This window comes from Methylobacter sp. S3L5C (assembly GCF_022788635.1).
Lineage (GTDB): Bacteria > Pseudomonadota > Gammaproteobacteria > Methylococcales > Methylomonadaceae > Methylobacter_C.
In genome coordinates this window covers 2,697,207-2,714,226 of the sequence record NZ_CP076024.1, presented here as the reverse complement: position 1 = coordinate 2,714,226, position 17,020 = coordinate 2,697,207, and the positions used below count along the sequence as shown (strand labels likewise).

The window sequence follows — 17,020 nt, the reverse complement described above, 5'->3', positions numbered from 1 at the left end:
TGAAAATTGAAAAAGCTTGGTATTAAGCCAAGGGTTATGCAGCGGATTGCCCAAACTGCCAGACAATCTTTTCTATCACCATGCCGCGCGAACCCTTGAACAAAAAAGTCACATCGGTATGTAGTCGAGGGGGTAAAGTTTCGATCAGTGTGCGCACGTTGGCTAAATGTTGGGCACTCTTGCCAAAACTCGCCACCAGATCACCGGCCGTTAATAGTTCCTCAACCTCTTTCAATTTTGTAAATGCCCATAGCGTTGATCAAGCAATTGTCTACCACTTGTAAAATTAGTGTTTTGATTATTTTCATAACAATACCGACGGATGCGATTGAATAACCGGACGTAAGGATTCATAGTTAAGTAGTGTTTGAACGGTAATAAATTATTTAATACAAAACAATAAGTTGCGATAAAATAGGCTATTGAAAATCAAATAACAGCCTATTGGCGTATAAAATGCTGAATTTAAGTAACTTGCTGATAATTATGATTATTATTTTCATCGAAAAGGGCTTGGCAAAAGCTACCTCCCGGATAAGCGCCTCAGCTTTCAAATTCTCGTTGGAAAACTCCCGATGAGAAAGGTATTTTCTCCACAAATGAGCATCGGTCAACGCGATATTGCTGATATCAAAATAGATGTTTCCTCCCGTGATGACATTCCGATCATCTTGCTGGGCTTGCAACACATTTATACGACTCAGCCATTAAGGGATGCTGTTTTTAAAATACTGGAGGATGTGGTGCCTACTAAAATTGACGCCGAAGTGACAAAAATCGTTGCCATCGACAAAGGCCGCCCCGGTATGAATCAATGGTCGATTTTGGTGTTAGGATCGCTACGCGTAGGACTGAATACAGACTATGATCGCATTCTGGAGTTGGCCAATCAGCATAACACCCTACGTGAAATGCTCGGTCTTGGTTGCTTTGATGCCGACAAACGCTATCGCCTGCAAACCTTGAAAGACAATCTCAAGCTGTTTACGCCAGCGATCATGGCGCGTATTAGTACTGAAGTTATTCGAGCCGGCTATCAATTACTGGATCTGGATATTCATGCGCTGATCAGAGGCCGTTGCGATTCTTTTGTGTTAAAAACCAACGTGCATTTTCCAACCGATATCAGTTTACTGCATGATGCGATCCGGATTCTGATTCGGACGTGCGTCAAATGGAGCTTGCAACATGCCTTGCCTGAATGGCGATTGCATAAGCACAACCTGTCTAAATTTAAAAGGCGGTATCGCACGCTGCAAAAACTCAAACATTCCACGTCAAAAAATGACGCTATCAAGGCCGCCAAAGCACTTGAGATCAAACAGGCCTACCAGGACTATATTGATTTGGCAGGGTTTTATCTTGAGCGCACTAAAGCCAGTATGTTGACGTTAAAAAATCACTTTCACATACCAGAAGTGTTGCTTACCGATCTGAGCACTTTTAGCCTGCATGCCGAACGTCAAATCGAGCAGATTAGACGTCGCGCTATTCAAGGAGAAACCATTCCCCATGATGAAAAAGTCTTTTCCCTGTTCCAGACCCACACCGAATGGATCAGCAAAGGCAAAGCCGGAGTCCCGGTTGAACTGGGCTTGCGGGTCTGTATCATGGAAGATCATCAGGGCTTTATCTTGCACAGTCAAGTCATGCAAAAAACTACCGACGACAAAGTCGCCGTACCGATGGTTAAAGCGACTCAAGCAAAATTCCTACGCTTTAACGCCTGTAGCTTTGACAAAGGCTTCCACAGTCCCGCCAATCAAACCGACCTGAAAGCCCTCCTTGAGCAAGTCGTTTTACCCAAAAAAGGCAAGCTATCCAAAGCCGACCAGAATCGTGAATACGCAGCGGAATTTAAACAGGCAAAAAAGCAACATTCCGCCGTAGAATCGGCTATTAATGCGCTAGAAGTACATGGACTGGATAAGTGCCTTGATCATGGCATTGAGGCTTTCGAGCGTTATGTTGGCTTAGCCGTGTTATCGCGTAACATTCAAAAGCTCGGCACAATTAAACGCGACATGGACCGGCTAAGGCTTTTTAACGGGCAACAAAAACTAGTTGCCTGACACTTTTTTGAGAACAGCCAACAGGTTCCACAGGAAAGGTGCGCTTATAATTTATGATTGTTAGGAATAATTCTGAAAAACTGATGGTAAAGCAGAAATTGAGTCGTTTGTTCCACTCCGGAAAGATTTTTCCAAAAAATATTTCCGGATGTTGAGCTGGTTTTTTTGAAAAGTGGCTTTTTCGTTCAGGCACTAAGTAGTGTTTTAAAGGGGTGTGATTACTGACAATTTTGGAAATTCTTTTAGCGTTACCCTCGATAGTAAGTTCACCCACATCATTGTTGCCCTTTATTGCTTTGTGCAGAAAGAGGGTAATATTTCCACCATCAGCAGAAACCACATGAGAAATTTCGGTGAAATCGGCTTTCTCGGCCAGTCTTGTTAGCGTGGCGATATTAAAGTTAAAAATATGGGCTTCATGAAAAGTACACTTTGGTGACTGACAGATGGCCTCAATATTGGGAACTTCAACAACAAGAATCCCTTGTGGTTTCAATAAGGCATGCAATTTTGTTAGCACTGCAAATGGATTATCTGTGTGTTCCAAAACATGCCAGATAGTAATTAGATCAAAACTTTGTTGAGGAATTATAACGTCCTGAACAAAACCGACTTGAAAATTGAGTCCATATTCGCATATGGAATATTCGGCATAGCCATTATTGGGTTCGATGCCTTGAATCTGATGTCCGAGAGTCTGAAGCAAATAAGCGAATTCACCCCCACCAGAACCAACATCGAGAATAGCCAGAGGTGTTGAAAGCAATCGTTCGATTTTTCGATGACGAGATAATGCGACGTTTCCAGCGCGTAAAATGTGCTTTGGCTTCGGAGAATAGTGGCCTTTGTAGCTAATACGATAGTCATTTTCATAAAAGTCACGAGGATTGTGTGGTAAAGGATCAGACCACACTAGGCCACATTCTCTACAAATTAATGTTCGAAGCGGTTCACCACTCCGACTGTGATTTGCCAGAACAGTTATCTCTTTGCTGCCACAAAGGTTGCAAGGAGTTGAGCATAATTCTTGTTTTACACGCTTTTGTACTTTCATGACTATTCATTAATTGAATGGTGTTGATAGATCGCCGGGACGGACACTCGGCGTGCATCGATGTCGATGTTGGAAAACACTAAATCCGGGCCGAACTTCTCCGCACCGGAGCATGCTGCAACATCTGATAAAGGAGCCTCGATCATGACAACGGCATTTTGAATGCAAAAACTCTTAAACTGAGACCACAGTGATTTCAGATTGATGGTCTGTTTCTTGACGTCGAATAGGCAATCGCTATACATGAATTGGTGATCTTGATTCGGTAAGGTATTCATAAACCACCCTCCAGGTGATCAACAAAGTTTGTCAGGACAGAGCACGCCAACAACCAAGCTGATTCGGTGTTGTCGGCCTTGAAGTAATTGGTTGCCAGTACCGGCTGACCTAGCCAACGAGATAGTTCTGCCGCATTGTCCATTTGGGGATCAATATCCGCAGTCACTTGATTTAAAATCACCCCCGCCAGCGTGAGGCCACGAAGTTTGATCGCTTCTACGGCCAGTAAGGTTTGGTTGATAGCGCCCAACCGATCCGACGCGACCAGTAACACCGGCAAGCACAACTCGACGGCTAGATCAGCATTGAGGACTCCCGAAGCCAAAGGCGAGTAGAATCCGCCGGCACCTTCCACCAACAAAAAATCGGACTCTGCCACACCTTTTCGGCAAACGGCTGCGACATCGTCCAGCGTCAGGTTTTTGTCGACCAACGCTGCAGCCCTTTCCGGTGATAAAGCCGATTCAAACCGATAAGGGCAAATCTGTGCCAGTAACTCACTGCTACCAGCAGCAGCCTGCAAAGTGGCAGCATCGACAGGAATAAGTCCACTTTCACCACGCAGGCAGCCCGACTCCACCGGTTTACGTGGACGCACCCTCAAGCCGCGAAGGTTGAGCTGATGCGCCAGGATCGCTGATATACGAGTCTTGCCAACACCGGTGTCAGTTCCGGTCACGAACAGCCCACGCTGAGTGAAATCAACCATTAACAAGCGTCCTTTTGTTTATTGATGTTCAATGAATCACCCTGCGATTCTTCAACGTCGTATAAATCTCATCGATACTGTAAAGGTTACAGTCAAAGGCGATGTCAGTCGTTGAAGGTTGGTTATCAACACACAAGCACAGCAGGCCTGCGTTTTTGATAGCGTTAGCCAAAGCATCGTTCGACTGCCTGGACTCAGGCGTTAAGGTAATGCCGGGAGCGGTTGCAAAGGCGTGTTCCAGCACGGTACTGGCATGGCCGGTATCGAACAGCTTGCGCTCTAAGTGATAAGCCAACTGCCTGGAATTGTTTCCGCAGAAGGCAATGATCACTGCCTTCTGCGCGAAGCGGTTGGCTCGCTCTTCTGCGCTGACCGGTTGCCAGTCGCCTTCGCTGGCATCACCGGTAATCATGCCGGCACCGACGGTGACGTTGCTTAAGCGGTCGATGACGATGAAGGAGCCGGTAGTTTTATTGCGTTTGTAAGGGTCGAACACCAACGGTGCATTGACAGCGACGGTGCAGGAACCTATTTCGTTAAGCTTTAACTCGATGGCGTCTTGATGTTCCAGCGTATTGACGTCGATGCGGTGATGAATCAGCGAAATCGATCCTGACACGCTGCGCGTGGCCAGTTTGATCATGTATTGGCGGCCTGGAGTCATGGGTTGCTCGGTCATCCAGACGATGCTGGCATTGAATTTGTCGGCAACGCTGGGAACAGCCTGATGTTGACCCACGATGATATCGCCACGGCTAATGTCAATCTCGTCAGTCAGGGTTAAAGTCACCGCCATGGTGGCAAACGCTTGTTCGAGTTCTCCGTCGTAAGTGACGATGGACTTGATATGACTGGTCTTGCCGGACGGCATTGCGGTAATTGCATCACCCTTGCGAAATACGCCGGAGGCGACTGTACCGCAAAAACCGCGGAAGTCCAGATTGGGCCGGTTTACGAATTGCACCGGGAAACGGGCATCGAAAAAGTTGCGGTCGCTGGCGATTTGAATGGTATTGAGCAATTCCATCATCGGTTTGCCGGTGAACCAAAGCATATTGGCGCTCGGATTGACCACGTTGTCGCCATCGAGAGCGGACATAGGGATAAAGTGCACGTCGTGTAAATCCAGAGATTTGATAAAGGCCAAATAGTCATCTTGTATGTTGCGGTAAGTCTCTTCGCTATATCCTACCAAATCCATTTTGTTGATGGCCACGATGATGTGCTTGATGCCTAACAGCGATGCGATGAAGCTGTGACGCTTGGTCTGGGTTTGGACGCCGTAGCGGGCATCGATCAAAATCACCGCCAAATTGCAGTTTGACGCGCCGGTGGCCATGTTGCGAGTGTACTGCTCGTGCCCCGGCGTGTCGGCAATGATGAATTTGCGGGTCGACGTCGAGAAATAGCGGTAAGCTACGTCGATGGTAATGCCTTGCTCGCGCTCGGCCTGCAAACCGTCGACCAACAAGGCCAGGTCGATCATGCCGGCACCGGTGGTGCCGGACTTAACGCTGTCCGCCAGCACCGCCGCCAGCTGGTCTTCGTAAATCATCTTTGAGTCGTGCAGCAGACGGCCGATCAAGGTGCTTTTGCCGTCGTCGACGTTGCCGCAGGTTAAAAATCGCAGCAGTTCTTTACGTTCATGCTGGGCCAGATAGGCGTTAATATCGGTACTGATTAGATCGGATTGGTGTGACATGTTTTTCTCTGAATTCTTGTAGTAAAAAGTCAAGTTGCGAAGAAATTAAAAATACCCTTCACGCTTTTTCTGTTCCATCGAACCGGACTGATCGTGATCGATCAATCGGCCCTGCCGCTCAGAGGTCGTGGTCAACAGCATTTCCTGAATAATTTCCGGTAGCGTGGTGGCGGTCGATTCAACGCCGCCGGTTAATGGGTAGCAGCCCAAGGTACGGAAGCGCACTTTTTTCATTTCCACCTTATCATCGGGGCCGAGCGGCATCCGGTCGTCGTCGACCATAATCAACATGCCGTCTTTGTGAACAACCGGCCGCTCCTTGGCGAAATACAATGTTGGGATAGGAATTTTTTCCAAATGGATGTATTGCCAAATATCCAGTTCAGTCCAGTTGGATAGGGGAAATACCCGGATCGACTCGTCCTTGTCGATCTTCCCGTTGTAGAGATTCCAGAGTTCCGGTCGTTGGTTCTTGGGGTCCCAACGGTGGTTTTGGTCGCGAAACGAATAGATGCGCTCCTTGGCACGGGATTTTTCCTCGTCGCGCCGGGCACCGCCGAAGGCCGCATCGAAGCGGTGTTTATCCAGCGCCTGCTTGAGCGCTTCAGTCTTCATGATGTCCGTGTGCCGCTTGCTGCCGTAGGTAAAGGGATTGACGCCTTTCCTCACACCTTCCTGGTTGGTATGGACGATCAATTCCAAGCCCAATTCGCGTATATATCGGTCGCGGAACTCAATCATCTCGCGAAATTTCCAGGTGGTGTCGACGTGCAGCAGCGGAAACGGCGGCTTGCCGGGAAAGAACGCCTTCAGCGCCAGTTGCAACATGACGGCAGAATCCTTGCCGACGGAATAGAGCATCACCGGCCGCTCGAACTCTGCGGCTACCTCGCGGATGATGTGAATGCTTTCCGCTTCAAGCTGTTTCAGGTGGGTCAAATGATATGCAGTCATGCAGGTAATCTCCTAAAAAATGTATTGTTGAGCGCACTGCTAAAGTGTCGTACGGGTAGCAAAAACCATAAGTTGCTCCCGTAAGGTCAAGGATTGCAATAATTACAATACCGGGCGGAAGCGTATTCCCGCTCCCGCTCCACCAGCATCTGATGCTCGCAGCGAACGCAGCGGTGTATATCTGCCTTCACCTCGTTGGTTGGTGTACCGCAATCCTCGCAAGGAAGCCCCCGCACCAGTCCGGTCCGAGAAAATCCCGGCACACCACACGCCGGACAGAGCGAAGTGAGGCGCCGCGCCAAATCCTCCGCAGCCAGCCGGATGTTTTCCATGCGGGTCGGATTGGCGAACGCACGCATGTCGGTCTCGATGAAAGCACGCCGGTTCGGCGCGGAGTTCAATGCCCAGGTAACCGCATCCTGTAAGCTGGCCCAGTCTGCCAAACCTTTGCGGAGTTCGGGGTGATTTTCGTCAGCCGGATGCACTACCAGGTGGTGTTCCGGAAAGCCAGCCGATCTGGCAAAATCCTCGGCTTCCTCCCAACTATCTACCAAACGGTGAGAAAAATTGGTCTTGCCGGCCGAGGTTGCGACGATCTCAATACCGAGCCGGTCGTCGATCCAGATCAATAGCTCACTGTTCCAGGGCAGCATTCCTGTGAACGGATCAGTGCCAAACAAACCCTCACTGGCGATGCCGATGGAAAGTCCTGACAGCTCCATGCCAATGCGTGCTTTTTTACGTGCCGCGTCCAGTTGGCTTCCCTCCCTTGCAATGTCGCGGGTGAAGGTGCCGAGAAGGTCAGTGTCGAAACCCTCCACTTTTTCCACTCGGCAACCCGGCAGCTTTGCCAGCACCGGTGCGATCACGTCTTCTTTGCCGTGTTGGGTAAGCAGGGCAACTTGTTGATCGCGATAGTCACAAGTTGTCGGTTGTTGATCGGTCTGGGTTGATTTGTTATGCATGCTTTGCTCTCACAGTTCCCGTTACGTTTGCAAAAACGTGTTTATCAGCCGGTGTTCCTCATCCCCGCCGCAATGGCGTTGATGGAACGCAACAGAGGTTTCATCCAGGGATTTTCGCCCGGATTCTTTAGATCGATTTCCCGCAATCGACGCAACAAAAATACTTGGAGGTAATTGAGCGGCCCGAGGTAGGCATTGCGCCGATGCAGTGAGTCGGCCAGTTCCGGGTTCTCCGCCAACAACCGATCCGTTTCCGCAATCTCCAGAATCCACTCCACGCAGCGTTGGTGTTCGCCGGCAATCAATTCATAGACGGGTTTGCCTGATTCCGGCTCTACGCACAGACCGGCGTATTCCTTGGCGATGTTCATGTCCGATTTACTGAGCGCCATCTGGGCGTTACTCAACAGATTGCGAAAAAACGGCCAGTCCCGGTACATTTCCCGCAGCTTTTCCAGCCGCTCCGGCTTGCCTGCACACCAGGTCGAAAGACTCAAGCCAATACCGTACCAGGCGGGAAAGGTCTGCCGCGACTGGGCCCAGGAAAATACCCAACCAATGGCGCGTACCGAGTCTTTTGAGCGATCCCCTTTTTTACGATGCGATGGGCGTGAACCGATGTTGAGACCGCCAATTTCGCTGACGGGTGTGGCTTCGTAGAAATAATCGAGAAATCCGGGGGTGCCCTCGGTCAGTTCGCGGTAACCAAGTTCGCCAATTCGCGCCAGTTCATCCATCACCGCCAAATCCTCCGGGCGGTCGTGTGGCACGGGTTGCACCAGGCTGACACTGGCCTTTAGCAGACCGGTCACGCCCATCGTCAATTCATAGATCGCGGTTTCCATATTGTTGTATCGGTAGAACAGCACCTCGCCTTGCTCGGTGAATTTGATCTGTCCACGCACAGTATCCGGCGGCTGTGCCAAGATTGCCTCGTGAGTGGGGCCGCCGCCACGTCCTACCGTACCGCCGCGACCATGGAACAGACGGCACTTGATGCCACGCTGTTCGGCAATGGCGATGATTTGCCGCTGCGCTCGTGACAACCCCCATGCTGAGGCCAGAATGCCGCCGTCTTTGCAGGAATCGGAATAGCCCAGCATGATCTCTTGACTATCGCCGGAAACCCGCAGTAACTCCCGGTAGATCGGGGTGTCGAACAGCCGGGTAAGCACCTCTTCAATCCGGTTGAGATCGTCAATCGTTTCAAACAAGGGACTCACGCCGATATGACAATGCCAACGGCCACTAAGGCGACCAATCAAGCCGCTTTGCGCCGCCAGCAGCATTACCTCCATGACATGACTGGCGTTGTGCGTCATGGAAATTACATATTTACCGAAGCAGTCCGGACTGATTTCCCGTCTCATGCATGCCATGACGTTGAATGTTTCCAACGTTTCTCGGCTAGGCGGAGACAAAGTGGCAAGATCGTACATCAGTCCGCCCGGCGCAGTGATGGCTTCGCTCAACAGTTCGAGACGCTGATTTTCATCCAGGGCGAGATAATCCAGACTCAACGCGGCCGCCAAAATATCTGCCACCGCTTGGGTATGTCGGCTTGATTCCTGGCGTACGTCCAGTTGCATGAGGTGGAAGCCAAAGGTTTCAGCGAGACGGATTAAATCATGCAGTTCCAAATCGGCAATAGCCGCATCGCCGTGGCCGCGCAAGGAAGAGTCGATTAGCCGCAAATCGTCCAAAAACGCAGATATACCAGGATAGGCATGACGATCCGGCAACTCCGGTTCACCGCTCAGATGTTGTTGAACCTGCATGAGAGCGCACTCCATGCGGTGCTTCATCAGCGCCAGCTTGTGTCGGTAAGGCTCTTGCAAATAAGGTTTTTCCAGCTCGGCTATGAATACGCCAAGCGAGGTACGGTCGGCCTCAAGACTGTCTAAAAATGCTGGCGACAGTTGACAGAGACCCTCAGAATGGGAAAGCTGACCGCGTAATTCGTCCAAGCGGTGAATATACTCCTGCAAAATGGTTTGCGCTTGCAGGCGCAAGGCCAGAATGGTGGTTTCAGAGGTGACGTTGGGATTGCCGTCGCGGTCGCCGCCGATCCAGGAACCAAAACACAAAAAACTGGGCACACGGATTTGCCTAGCCACGTCTTCGCCGTATACATCACTCAAAGAACGTTCGAAATTACGGTAAACCAGCGCTGTCGCCTGGAACAGGGAGAGTGAAAAATAGAAAAGACCTGCATCGATCTCGTCAGCCACGCCCAGCTTCCGGGTGCGCACCTCGTCGGTTTTCCACAGCATTTGAATCTGACATTGCAGCCGCTCTAGTACTCAGTCAGCGTTGATATGTCGAATGATAGCCCCCATATAATGTCTTTACATTGCCATTAATAAACACCATTGAAAAAGAAATACATAGTACGACTAACGGAAGATGAACGCGCTTATTTGGGAAGTTTGATTCATACCGGAAAAGTGGCCGCTCATAAAAGGTTACACGCTGAAATACTGCTGAAAGCGGATGTTAGCGAGTTAGGAGAAAAATGGCTGGACCGGCCAATAAGTGAAGCTTTTGGTATTTCAAGACGTACCGTTGAACGAGTCCGGGAGCGACTGGTTCAAGAAGGCTTGGAATCGGCTTTAAACCGGGCAAAGTCAATTCGGGTTAGAAGTCGTACTATTGATGGAGAGAATGAAGCCCGTTTGATCGCGTTAAGTTGTGGCGATGCACCTGAAGGGCGTAGTCGCTGGACATTACGTTTACTTGGACAGCAGATGGTTGAGCTGGGTTATATTGAAAGTGTATCGCATGAAACTATCCGGCAAACCTTAAAAAAAACGAATTAAAACCCTGGCAAAATAAAGAGTGGTGTATTCCGGCTAAAAAAAATGCTGAGTTTGTTTGTGCTATGGAAGATACGCTTGAGGTTTACAAGCGACCTTATGATGAAGCGCAACCACTGATTTGCATGGATGAAAGCAGCAAGCAACAGATTAAAGACACGCGAACACCAATACCGGCAAAGCCTGGCACGGTCGCTCGGTACGACACGGAATATGAGCGTAATGGAGTGAGCAATATTTTTATGTTTTTTGAACCCTTGCAGGGCAAACGGTTTGTTGAGGTAACCGATCAAAGAACGGCCATTGATTGGGCGCATCAAATTCGTAACCTGGTTGATGTCCATTACCCGCAGGCTAAACGTATTACCCTGGTTATGGATAATCTGAATACCCATACTGGTGCCTCTTTATATAAGGCATTTGAGCCAAAAGAGGCGAGAAGAATTCTTGAAAAACTAGAAATACACTACACGCCCAAGCATGGCAGTTGGTTAAATATGGCCGAGATAGAATTAAGCATCCTGTCACGGCAATGTATGGATCGCCGCATTCCAGATCAAGAAATGTTAAAAACAGAAATTTTAGCGTGGCAAGAAAAAAGAAATACTATTGCTCGGCCTATGAAATGGCGGTTTACCACGGAGGATGCACGGATAAAACTGAAGAAACTTTATCCGACATTATCAGATTGACTGAGTACTAGTGCTTCTTCGCGAAAATAGCATTTAATGTGGTTATCGCCTAACGCTTCCTGGGTCAGAAACACATTGCGCAAGGCGCTCTTGACGGTACGCCGTTTGACCTCGGACGGATGGGCGGTCATTACCGGAAGGTATAACAGTTCATCCAGAAGAACCTGGAGTTTGTCCGCCGTTACCCCTGATTCTTTGAGCGTGAGCAAGGTATCGTGAAAGGAGCCTGGCCAGTAGTGACCACCTTGTTCGGCTTGCCGTCGCCGTAGTCTCAGGTAATGAGCTTCCTCGGCAATATTGAGCAGGCTGAAATAGCAATTGAATACGCGCACCACCTCGCCAATGGCGTCGGGATCCATGCCTTCGACCGTTTCCAGCAGATGCAGCCGCCCGAGTTGGTTGCTGTCGCTCAATAATCCGGCGAAACGCTGTTGCAGTTGTTTAACCGTGGCGACGGTTTCAGGCCGCGCCTGAGTTTTTAATACCTGCGTCAATAAGGAATCCAGCTGGCGGATCGATTGGCGGAGTTCTTTGTCATCAGATGATATGTTCACGGGTAGTTTCTTTATCTTTTAGAAATTCAAATTAAGATTTGTCATCCATACATTGTTGTTTTGATCAACCGAGGGGGGATTTCTCCATACATATTGGTATAAATAGCCTGTTTCCATTTGAACTTCAGGAGCAAATCGATAACCGACGCCCATGTACAACCGATTTTGTTGCGCCCCAGCTTGTAGATTGGCATTTTTAGCATTGTCGTTCAGATTCACGAATATTTCTTCAGAGGCAATAACAGACCAAGACGACCAGTCAGGAATTAACTGCTCTATCCGAAAACGGGTTCGCCAGCGGATACTGGGATCAGAATTCTGAGCTAAAAAACGCTCCTCCAGCCTGTTACGAACTTCCCATATAAATTGCTTTTCATTAGCGGTATCTTTCCATGTAAATCCTTGCCATGCACGATTTTCGATTAGATAAGTATCGGAATCCGGTGTAACAGAATCAGCCTGCATTAAATAGCCAACCCATAGCGTGGCCTGCTTATTAAGCGCCCAGCCGAGAGAGGGTCTAACAATTGCGGTAGTAAAATTTGATGCGTTATCGCCAATTCGTGATTGAAGTTCTAAAAACCCGCGTAATTGCTCTGAGAATTGTGCATTAATGTTTATTGGTACCCATATTTGAAAATCGGAACTGGCTTGTGCGTTAGTACTTAATGTAAGTGCGATTATCATAATGATCGAACTAATCCAGTTTGTTTGTCTCTTTAATATCATTGTTGAATATCCTCAATCAATCAGTCCTGGGCCGGAATTCGCCGGAAATACTACCATGCGCTCCGCTTGGGTAGTCTTATTCGGGACTATAGGGCTGAAAGGCTTAGTATCATTAATAATTAATGTATCATCATAAAAACTGACTTCACCTGTTGTTATGTCGTGTGTACCGCCCACAATCCCTATGGCGCAGGTTTCAATCATTTCCTTTAAAATGAGGTTGCGTACCATAATGGCTGTACCGATCTTTTCACATTGATGGCGGACACTTTTTCCACAAATTCATCGTTGCCTGAATGTCGATTTTCTGTTTCGGTTTTTTCATCATAAACCGCAGGCTGTATCTTACTTAACAGCGCCGTCAGGTTGCCCATTTCTACATGGTCGCAAGCGCCCTTTACGGCACCGCATCGGGTATGGCCTAAAACCACTATGATTTTTGAACCTGCCACTTTGCAGCCAAACCCCATGCTGCCCAGAATATCTTCGTTAATAATATTGCCCGCAATACGCACACTAAACACATCGCCCAAACCCTGGTCAAAAATCAGTTCAACCGAGGTACGGGAATCTATGCAACTTAAAATAACCGCAAAAGGTGTTGCCCGTCGGAGGTTTCATTGGCCTGTTGCAACAGGTTACGGTTGACTTTAAGGTTGTTGACAAAGCGTTTATTGCTCTCTTTCAATAAGTCCAATGCCATTACGCGCGTAATGGCGGCTTACATTTCTTTAGTTAACGTTTTCATGATTTTTTATGCTTTCAAAGAAGGTTTATGTGTTAATCCGGTTCAACAAATTTAATCGTTTGAACGTCTATGTTTTTCAGTTTTGCACTACTTCTATAATTCTGTATGAATTCAGCCACATCGTAAGCAATAGACATCTTTCCTAAATAATTGACATAGAATTTGGCTTTGATAGGGTTAAAATAGCGATCTACCTCTGAAAACACGGATAGCCATGACTCCTTATGCCCAATTGCCAAGACACAAGCCTGAAGAATTTTTAAGGACTGTCGGCCTGTCACCAGAAGATTTTCTGCATCTTCACGGTAAGCTGGTGACTTACCTGGACGAACAAAAAGTCCTTAATCCACTGACTAGACGGGGACGAAAAGACTCCAAGATGGCTTTGGAAGACCGCTTGTTACTGACACTCTATTATCTTCGTCACTATCCGACGTTGATAAATCTGGCTGCGGTCTTCGACATCAGCGAATCGTATTGCCATAAAATCTATACTCGCACTGTAAGACTATTGATCAAAATCGAAAAACTGCCCAACCGCAAAGCACTGTTGGAAGATCCCGCAGCTACCGTGGTCATTGATGTTTCGGAGCAGCCTATCGAGCGCCCTGTTAAAAACCAGAAAGCGTACTTTTCAGGAAAAAAAACGCCACACGATCAAAGTCCAACTCGTGATCTGCCTATTGACGATGACTATACTCTCCGTAGTGATAGGTAAAGGTCAACAGCATGATTTTTCGATCTTCAAAGATAGCCGTCTATTGTTACATCCTGATGCCCTGTTGTTGGCGGATTCCGGATACCAAGGGATAAAGAAACACCATCAGAACTCGACTCTACCGGTTAAAAAGAAAAAAGGCCAACCGCTTTCGGCAGAAGACAAAGCCGATAATAAGGCACTATCAAAACAGCGTATTTTTATTGAGCATGTTAATCGCCGATGCAAAATTTTCAGGATTGCCAAAGATGTTTATCGGGGCAAACACAAGCATTACTCCTTGACATGGAATTTAGTGGCTGCTCTTGTTAACTTACGCTATGGCTGTATTTAGGAAAGATGTCTAATGGATTTCGAGTTGGAACAATCGATAATCACTTTTGAATTGCTTGGGATAGCGTCCAAAGCTTGAATGATGCTGGCCTTATTGAAGAAAGAAACTTCTTCTGCCAAGACAATATGGTGTACTTCGCGCCCATCTTCTGTCGTGATGGCATCTTTCATGTAATAAGCGTTGAGATAACTATGGCGTAAGGTGAAGAAGATGCCGAAAACCATGCCGATGGTAATCCCTTTCAGTAAATCGGTTGCCAATATACCAATAACTGTCGCTACAAAAGGCGCAAACTGCTCCCAGCCTAATAAGTACATCTGTTTAAAGAGAGCAGGTTTGGCCAACTTGTAGCCCACCATAATCAATATCGCTGCCAAGCTGGCAAGTGGTACCCTATTCAGTAATTCGGGAATGGTCATCGCGCTAATCAATAAGAAAACGCCATAAAGTATTGCCGACAGTTTTGTTTTGGCACCAAAGGTTATGTTTGCAGTACTTCGTACAATAACCTGTGCAACAGGTAATCCACCAATGAGACCGGAGACAATATTGCCCAATCCCTGAGCTTTCAACTCCCTGTTAGTTGGCGTAATTCTTTTATACGGGTCAAGCTTATCGACTGCTTCTACACATAGCAGCGTTTCCAAACTTGCAACAATGGCCAATACAAAAGCTGTTTTCCAAACTTCAAAATTTGTTATTGCAGAAAAGTCAGGGAAGGTAAACTGGCCAAAAAATCCGGTTAGATTTTCAGGAACAGGAATTCTAACCACCTGGTCCGCAGCCAAACTAAAATTCAATAACCCATTTTGGTAAAGAGTATTTAATACCATACCCAAAACAACGACTACTATCGGACCCTGTATGAATTGAAACAGTTTGTGTCCATTTATCAACACGATATCCCATAATATTAATATTGCTATTGATATGACTGCAATCAGTATAGCGCCTGGCGTAAAGGCATCAAAAGCACCAGCTATGGCTAATAAGGTGTCCCCTCCTTCAGTTTGGAAGTGGGATAGGCCTCCTTGAGTATCTTTGGCATAGCCTAATGCATGGGGTATCTGTTTTAAAATAATCAACAGCCCGATACCGGTCAGCATTCCTTTAATAACCGAGGATGGGAAAAAGTAGGCGATAAAACCGGCCTTGGCAAAGCCCATAATAAGCTGAATAATGCCAGCCAGAACCACAGCCAATAAAAAAACAGGCCAGGAACCCAGCGTTTCGATCGCAGTTAATACAATGACGGCTAACCCGGCAGCACAGCCGGTAACACCCAGAGACGAGCCGCTGGCTGTGCCCACGACAATACCGCCAACAATGCCTCCTATGATACCGGCGAACAAGGGCGCACCAGATGCCAATGCAATACCTAAGCATAAAGGAACCGCTACAAAAAAAACCCCAATACTGGCAGGCAGGTCGCTTTTGAGTTCTTCAAACAGTGTTTTTGCTTCCATAGTCGTTTCTTTAAGAGGGCAAGACCTAAATAGTAAATATATTTAAAAAGATAGTAACACTATCTTTTTAAATTGCAATACTTTCTTTTAAAATTGTAATGCTTTCTTTACAAATTGCAATACTTTCGGTTATGCTTTTTCAAGGACATCCGAAAGTCCCTGTGAAAACAATCTATTTACTGGATAAATAGTCAGAGGAAAACTCAAATCAGGCCGCTATGGACATACAATTAAAAATTAAAATGAATGAAAAATTATTCATCAGAAATCCGGAGCAATCCGAATTGGGGAAAAAAATCATTCTGCACAGCATTCAGTTAATTCACAAAAACGGGTTTGAAGCTTTTACGTTTAAAAAACTGGCTGTCGACATTGGTACGACTGAAGCGGGAATTTACCGGTATTTTGAAAACAAGCACCGGTTGCTGATTTATCTTACCGCCTGGTATTGGAGTTGGCTTGAATACCAGGTTACTTTCCAGACCAACAATATTAAAAACGCTGTGCTTAGGCTCAAGAGGGTGATTAAATTATTGGCTACCACAGTGGAGGACGATAGCAGCACCCGTTATGTCAATGAAAGTATCCTTCATCAAATCATTATTACTGAAGGCACCAAAACCTATCTAACCAAACGGGTATCCGAAGATAATAAGGATCACTTATTTAAACCCTATAAAGACCTTTGTGCTGTTATCGGCAATATGATTTTGGAATGTAGTCCCGAATACAAATACCCAAAATCATTAGCGTCCACCATTATTGAAATGGCGCATTTTCAGAATTTTTTTATGAATAATCTGCCGTCGCTGACCGACTTTGGGCAAGATAAAGATGAGGCAGAGATTGTAAAGTTTCTGGAGGATTTGGTGTTTTCCAGTATAAAAAAGGCATAGTTGTTGGCGTGGAGAGGAGATTGGATATTCCTCTGGTTTTCAGCCACTTGTTTGCAAATTTCCTTCGAAAATTTTTTGGCTGGTGAAGTCTAGTTGGGTGCTAATAAACAAAACTTGATACTTGAAGCCATGCTCGGTAACCCAACCCTGTTTCTTAGCCGCGAAGAAATTGAACAGGCATGGACGTGGATTGATTCCATACAGGATGCTTGGCATCATTCTAAACATACCTCCAAGCCCTGCTCTGCCTGTTCTTGGGGGCCTGTCGCCTCAGTCGCCCTGATTGCCAGAGATGGCCGTGCCTGGGAAGAATAACTAAGCCTCCGTCTAAC

General features: G+C 47.2%; 18 protein-coding genes and 1 pseudogene. 6 read left to right on the top strand and 13 right to left on the bottom strand.

Annotation, left to right across the window (positions count from 1 at the left end; genetic code table 11):
• Window positions 1–34: 34 nt before the first annotated feature.
• On the bottom strand, window positions 35–235 hold the full coding sequence (locus tag KKZ03_RS12125) for a hypothetical protein (RefSeq protein ID WP_243217104.1): 201 nt from the start codon (window positions 233–235) through the stop codon (window positions 35–37).
• 340 nt (window positions 236–575) lie between these two features.
• Here KKZ03_RS12125 and KKZ03_RS12120 point away from each other — a divergent pair, with 340 nt between their 5' ends.
• The gene (locus KKZ03_RS12120) at window positions 576–2,072 is read left to right on the top strand and encodes an ISNCY family transposase (protein WP_243217103.1); all 1,497 of its coding nucleotides are present in this window, start codon (window positions 576–578) and stop codon (window positions 2,070–2,072) included.
• On the opposite strand, the gene KKZ03_RS12115 is transcribed toward KKZ03_RS12120, so the two are convergent.
• The 7 genes from KKZ03_RS12115 to KKZ03_RS12085 form a co-directional block, all read right to left on the bottom strand.
• Window positions 2,044–3,126 carry a bifunctional 2-polyprenyl-6-hydroxyphenol methylase/3-demethylubiquinol 3-O-methyltransferase UbiG gene (locus tag KKZ03_RS12115; RefSeq protein WP_243217102.1) on the bottom strand — a complete coding sequence of 361 codons (1,083 nt, stop codon included), beginning with the start codon at window positions 3,124–3,126 and terminating at the stop codon, window positions 2,044–2,046. The two genes, KKZ03_RS12120 and KKZ03_RS12115, sit on opposite strands and share 29 nt — an antisense overlap.
• Window positions 3,127–3,128: 2 nt before the next feature.
• On the bottom strand, window positions 3,129–3,404 hold the full coding sequence (locus tag KKZ03_RS12110) for a hypothetical protein (RefSeq protein WP_243217101.1): 276 nt from the start codon (window positions 3,402–3,404) through the stop codon (window positions 3,129–3,131).
• Window positions 3,401–4,114 (bottom strand): dethiobiotin synthase, encoded by a 714-nt coding sequence (bioD, locus tag KKZ03_RS12105; protein WP_243217100.1) that lies wholly within the window; start codon window positions 4,112–4,114, stop codon window positions 3,401–3,403. Before bioD ends, KKZ03_RS12110 begins: the two co-directional genes overlap by 4 nt.
• Window positions 4,115–4,142: 28 nt before the next feature.
• On the bottom strand, window positions 4,143–5,816 hold the full coding sequence (gene cysN, locus KKZ03_RS12100) for a sulfate adenylyltransferase subunit CysN (RefSeq protein WP_243217099.1): 1,674 nt from the start codon (window positions 5,814–5,816) through the stop codon (window positions 4,143–4,145).
• Between the two features lie 45 nt (window positions 5,817–5,861).
• A complete protein-coding gene (gene cysD / locus KKZ03_RS12095; RefSeq protein ID WP_243217098.1) occupies window positions 5,862–6,770 on the bottom strand; it encodes a sulfate adenylyltransferase subunit CysD in 909 nt (302 codons plus the stop codon).
• Between the two features lie 86 nt (window positions 6,771–6,856).
• Window positions 6,857–7,735, bottom strand: a complete 879-nt coding sequence (locus KKZ03_RS12090; protein ID WP_243217097.1) for a DUF6671 family protein — start codon at window positions 7,733–7,735, stop codon at window positions 6,857–6,859.
• Window positions 7,736–7,779: 44 nt separating this feature from the next.
• Window positions 7,780–10,008, bottom strand: coding sequence for a phosphoenolpyruvate carboxylase (locus tag KKZ03_RS12085; protein ID WP_243217096.1), 2,229 nt, complete (start codon window positions 10,006–10,008; stop codon window positions 7,780–7,782).
• A gap of 99 nt (window positions 10,009–10,107) precedes the next feature.
• Between KKZ03_RS12085 and KKZ03_RS12080 the strand changes: the two genes are divergently transcribed.
• Window positions 10,108–11,243 (top strand): IS630 family transposase gene (locus tag KKZ03_RS12080; protein ID WP_243217008.1). Its coding sequence is split into 2 segments (ribosomal slippage): window positions 10,108–10,537 and window positions 10,537–11,243, totalling 1,137 coding nucleotides; the frame shifts between segments, so codons are not numbered across the junction.
• Here the strand turns inward: KKZ03_RS12080 and KKZ03_RS12075 are convergent.
• From KKZ03_RS12075 to KKZ03_RS12060, 4 genes are read right to left on the bottom strand one after another with little or no spacing between them, the layout of a single operon-like run.
• Complete coding sequence (locus KKZ03_RS12075) at window positions 11,222–11,797, bottom strand: phosphoenolpyruvate carboxylase (RefSeq protein ID WP_243217095.1); 576 nt, start codon at window positions 11,795–11,797, stop codon at window positions 11,222–11,224. The genes KKZ03_RS12080 and KKZ03_RS12075 overlap by 22 nt on opposite strands.
• A gap of 18 nt (window positions 11,798–11,815) precedes the next feature.
• Window positions 11,816–12,484, bottom strand: a complete 669-nt coding sequence (locus KKZ03_RS12070; RefSeq protein WP_243217094.1) for a DUF2490 domain-containing protein — start codon at window positions 12,482–12,484, stop codon at window positions 11,816–11,818.
• 54 nt (window positions 12,485–12,538) lie between these two features.
• Window positions 12,539–12,730: a hypothetical protein gene (locus KKZ03_RS12065; protein WP_243217093.1), complete on the bottom strand. Its 192-nt coding sequence runs from the start codon at window positions 12,728–12,730 to the stop codon at window positions 12,539–12,541.
• Window positions 12,731–12,735: 5 nt separating this feature from the next.
• Window positions 12,736–13,059: a carbonic anhydrase gene (locus KKZ03_RS12060; RefSeq protein ID WP_243217092.1), complete on the bottom strand. Its 324-nt coding sequence runs from the start codon at window positions 13,057–13,059 to the stop codon at window positions 12,736–12,738.
• A gap of 429 nt (window positions 13,060–13,488) precedes the next feature.
• On the opposite strand from KKZ03_RS12060, the gene KKZ03_RS12055 reads away from it, so the two are divergent.
• On the top strand, window positions 13,489–13,992 hold the full coding sequence (locus KKZ03_RS12055; protein WP_243217091.1) for a transposase family protein: 504 nt from the start codon (window positions 13,489–13,491) through the stop codon (window positions 13,990–13,992).
• On the top strand, window positions 13,946–14,326 hold the full coding sequence (locus tag KKZ03_RS12050; protein ID WP_243217090.1) for a transposase family protein: 381 nt from the start codon (window positions 13,946–13,948) through the stop codon (window positions 14,324–14,326). Before KKZ03_RS12055 ends, KKZ03_RS12050 begins: the two co-directional genes overlap by 47 nt.
• On the opposite strand, the gene KKZ03_RS12045 is transcribed toward KKZ03_RS12050, so the two are convergent.
• A complete protein-coding gene (locus KKZ03_RS12045) occupies window positions 14,323–15,792 on the bottom strand; it encodes a SulP family inorganic anion transporter (RefSeq protein WP_243217089.1) in 1,470 nt (489 codons plus the stop codon). The genes KKZ03_RS12050 and KKZ03_RS12045 overlap by 4 nt on opposite strands.
• Before the next feature lie 242 nt (window positions 15,793–16,034).
• Here KKZ03_RS12045 and KKZ03_RS12040 point away from each other — a divergent pair, with 242 nt between their 5' ends.
• Together KKZ03_RS12040 and KKZ03_RS12035 are read left to right on the top strand one after the other, a co-directional pair.
• Entirely contained in the window at window positions 16,035–16,688 is a 654-nt protein-coding gene (locus KKZ03_RS12040) for a TetR/AcrR family transcriptional regulator (RefSeq protein ID WP_243217088.1), read from the top strand.
• A gap of 108 nt (window positions 16,689–16,796) precedes the next feature.
• A pseudogene (locus tag KKZ03_RS12035) lies at window positions 16,797–17,003 on the top strand (glucose-6-phosphate dehydrogenase); the annotation flags it as partial.
• Between the last annotated feature and the right edge of the window lie 17 nt (window positions 17,004–17,020).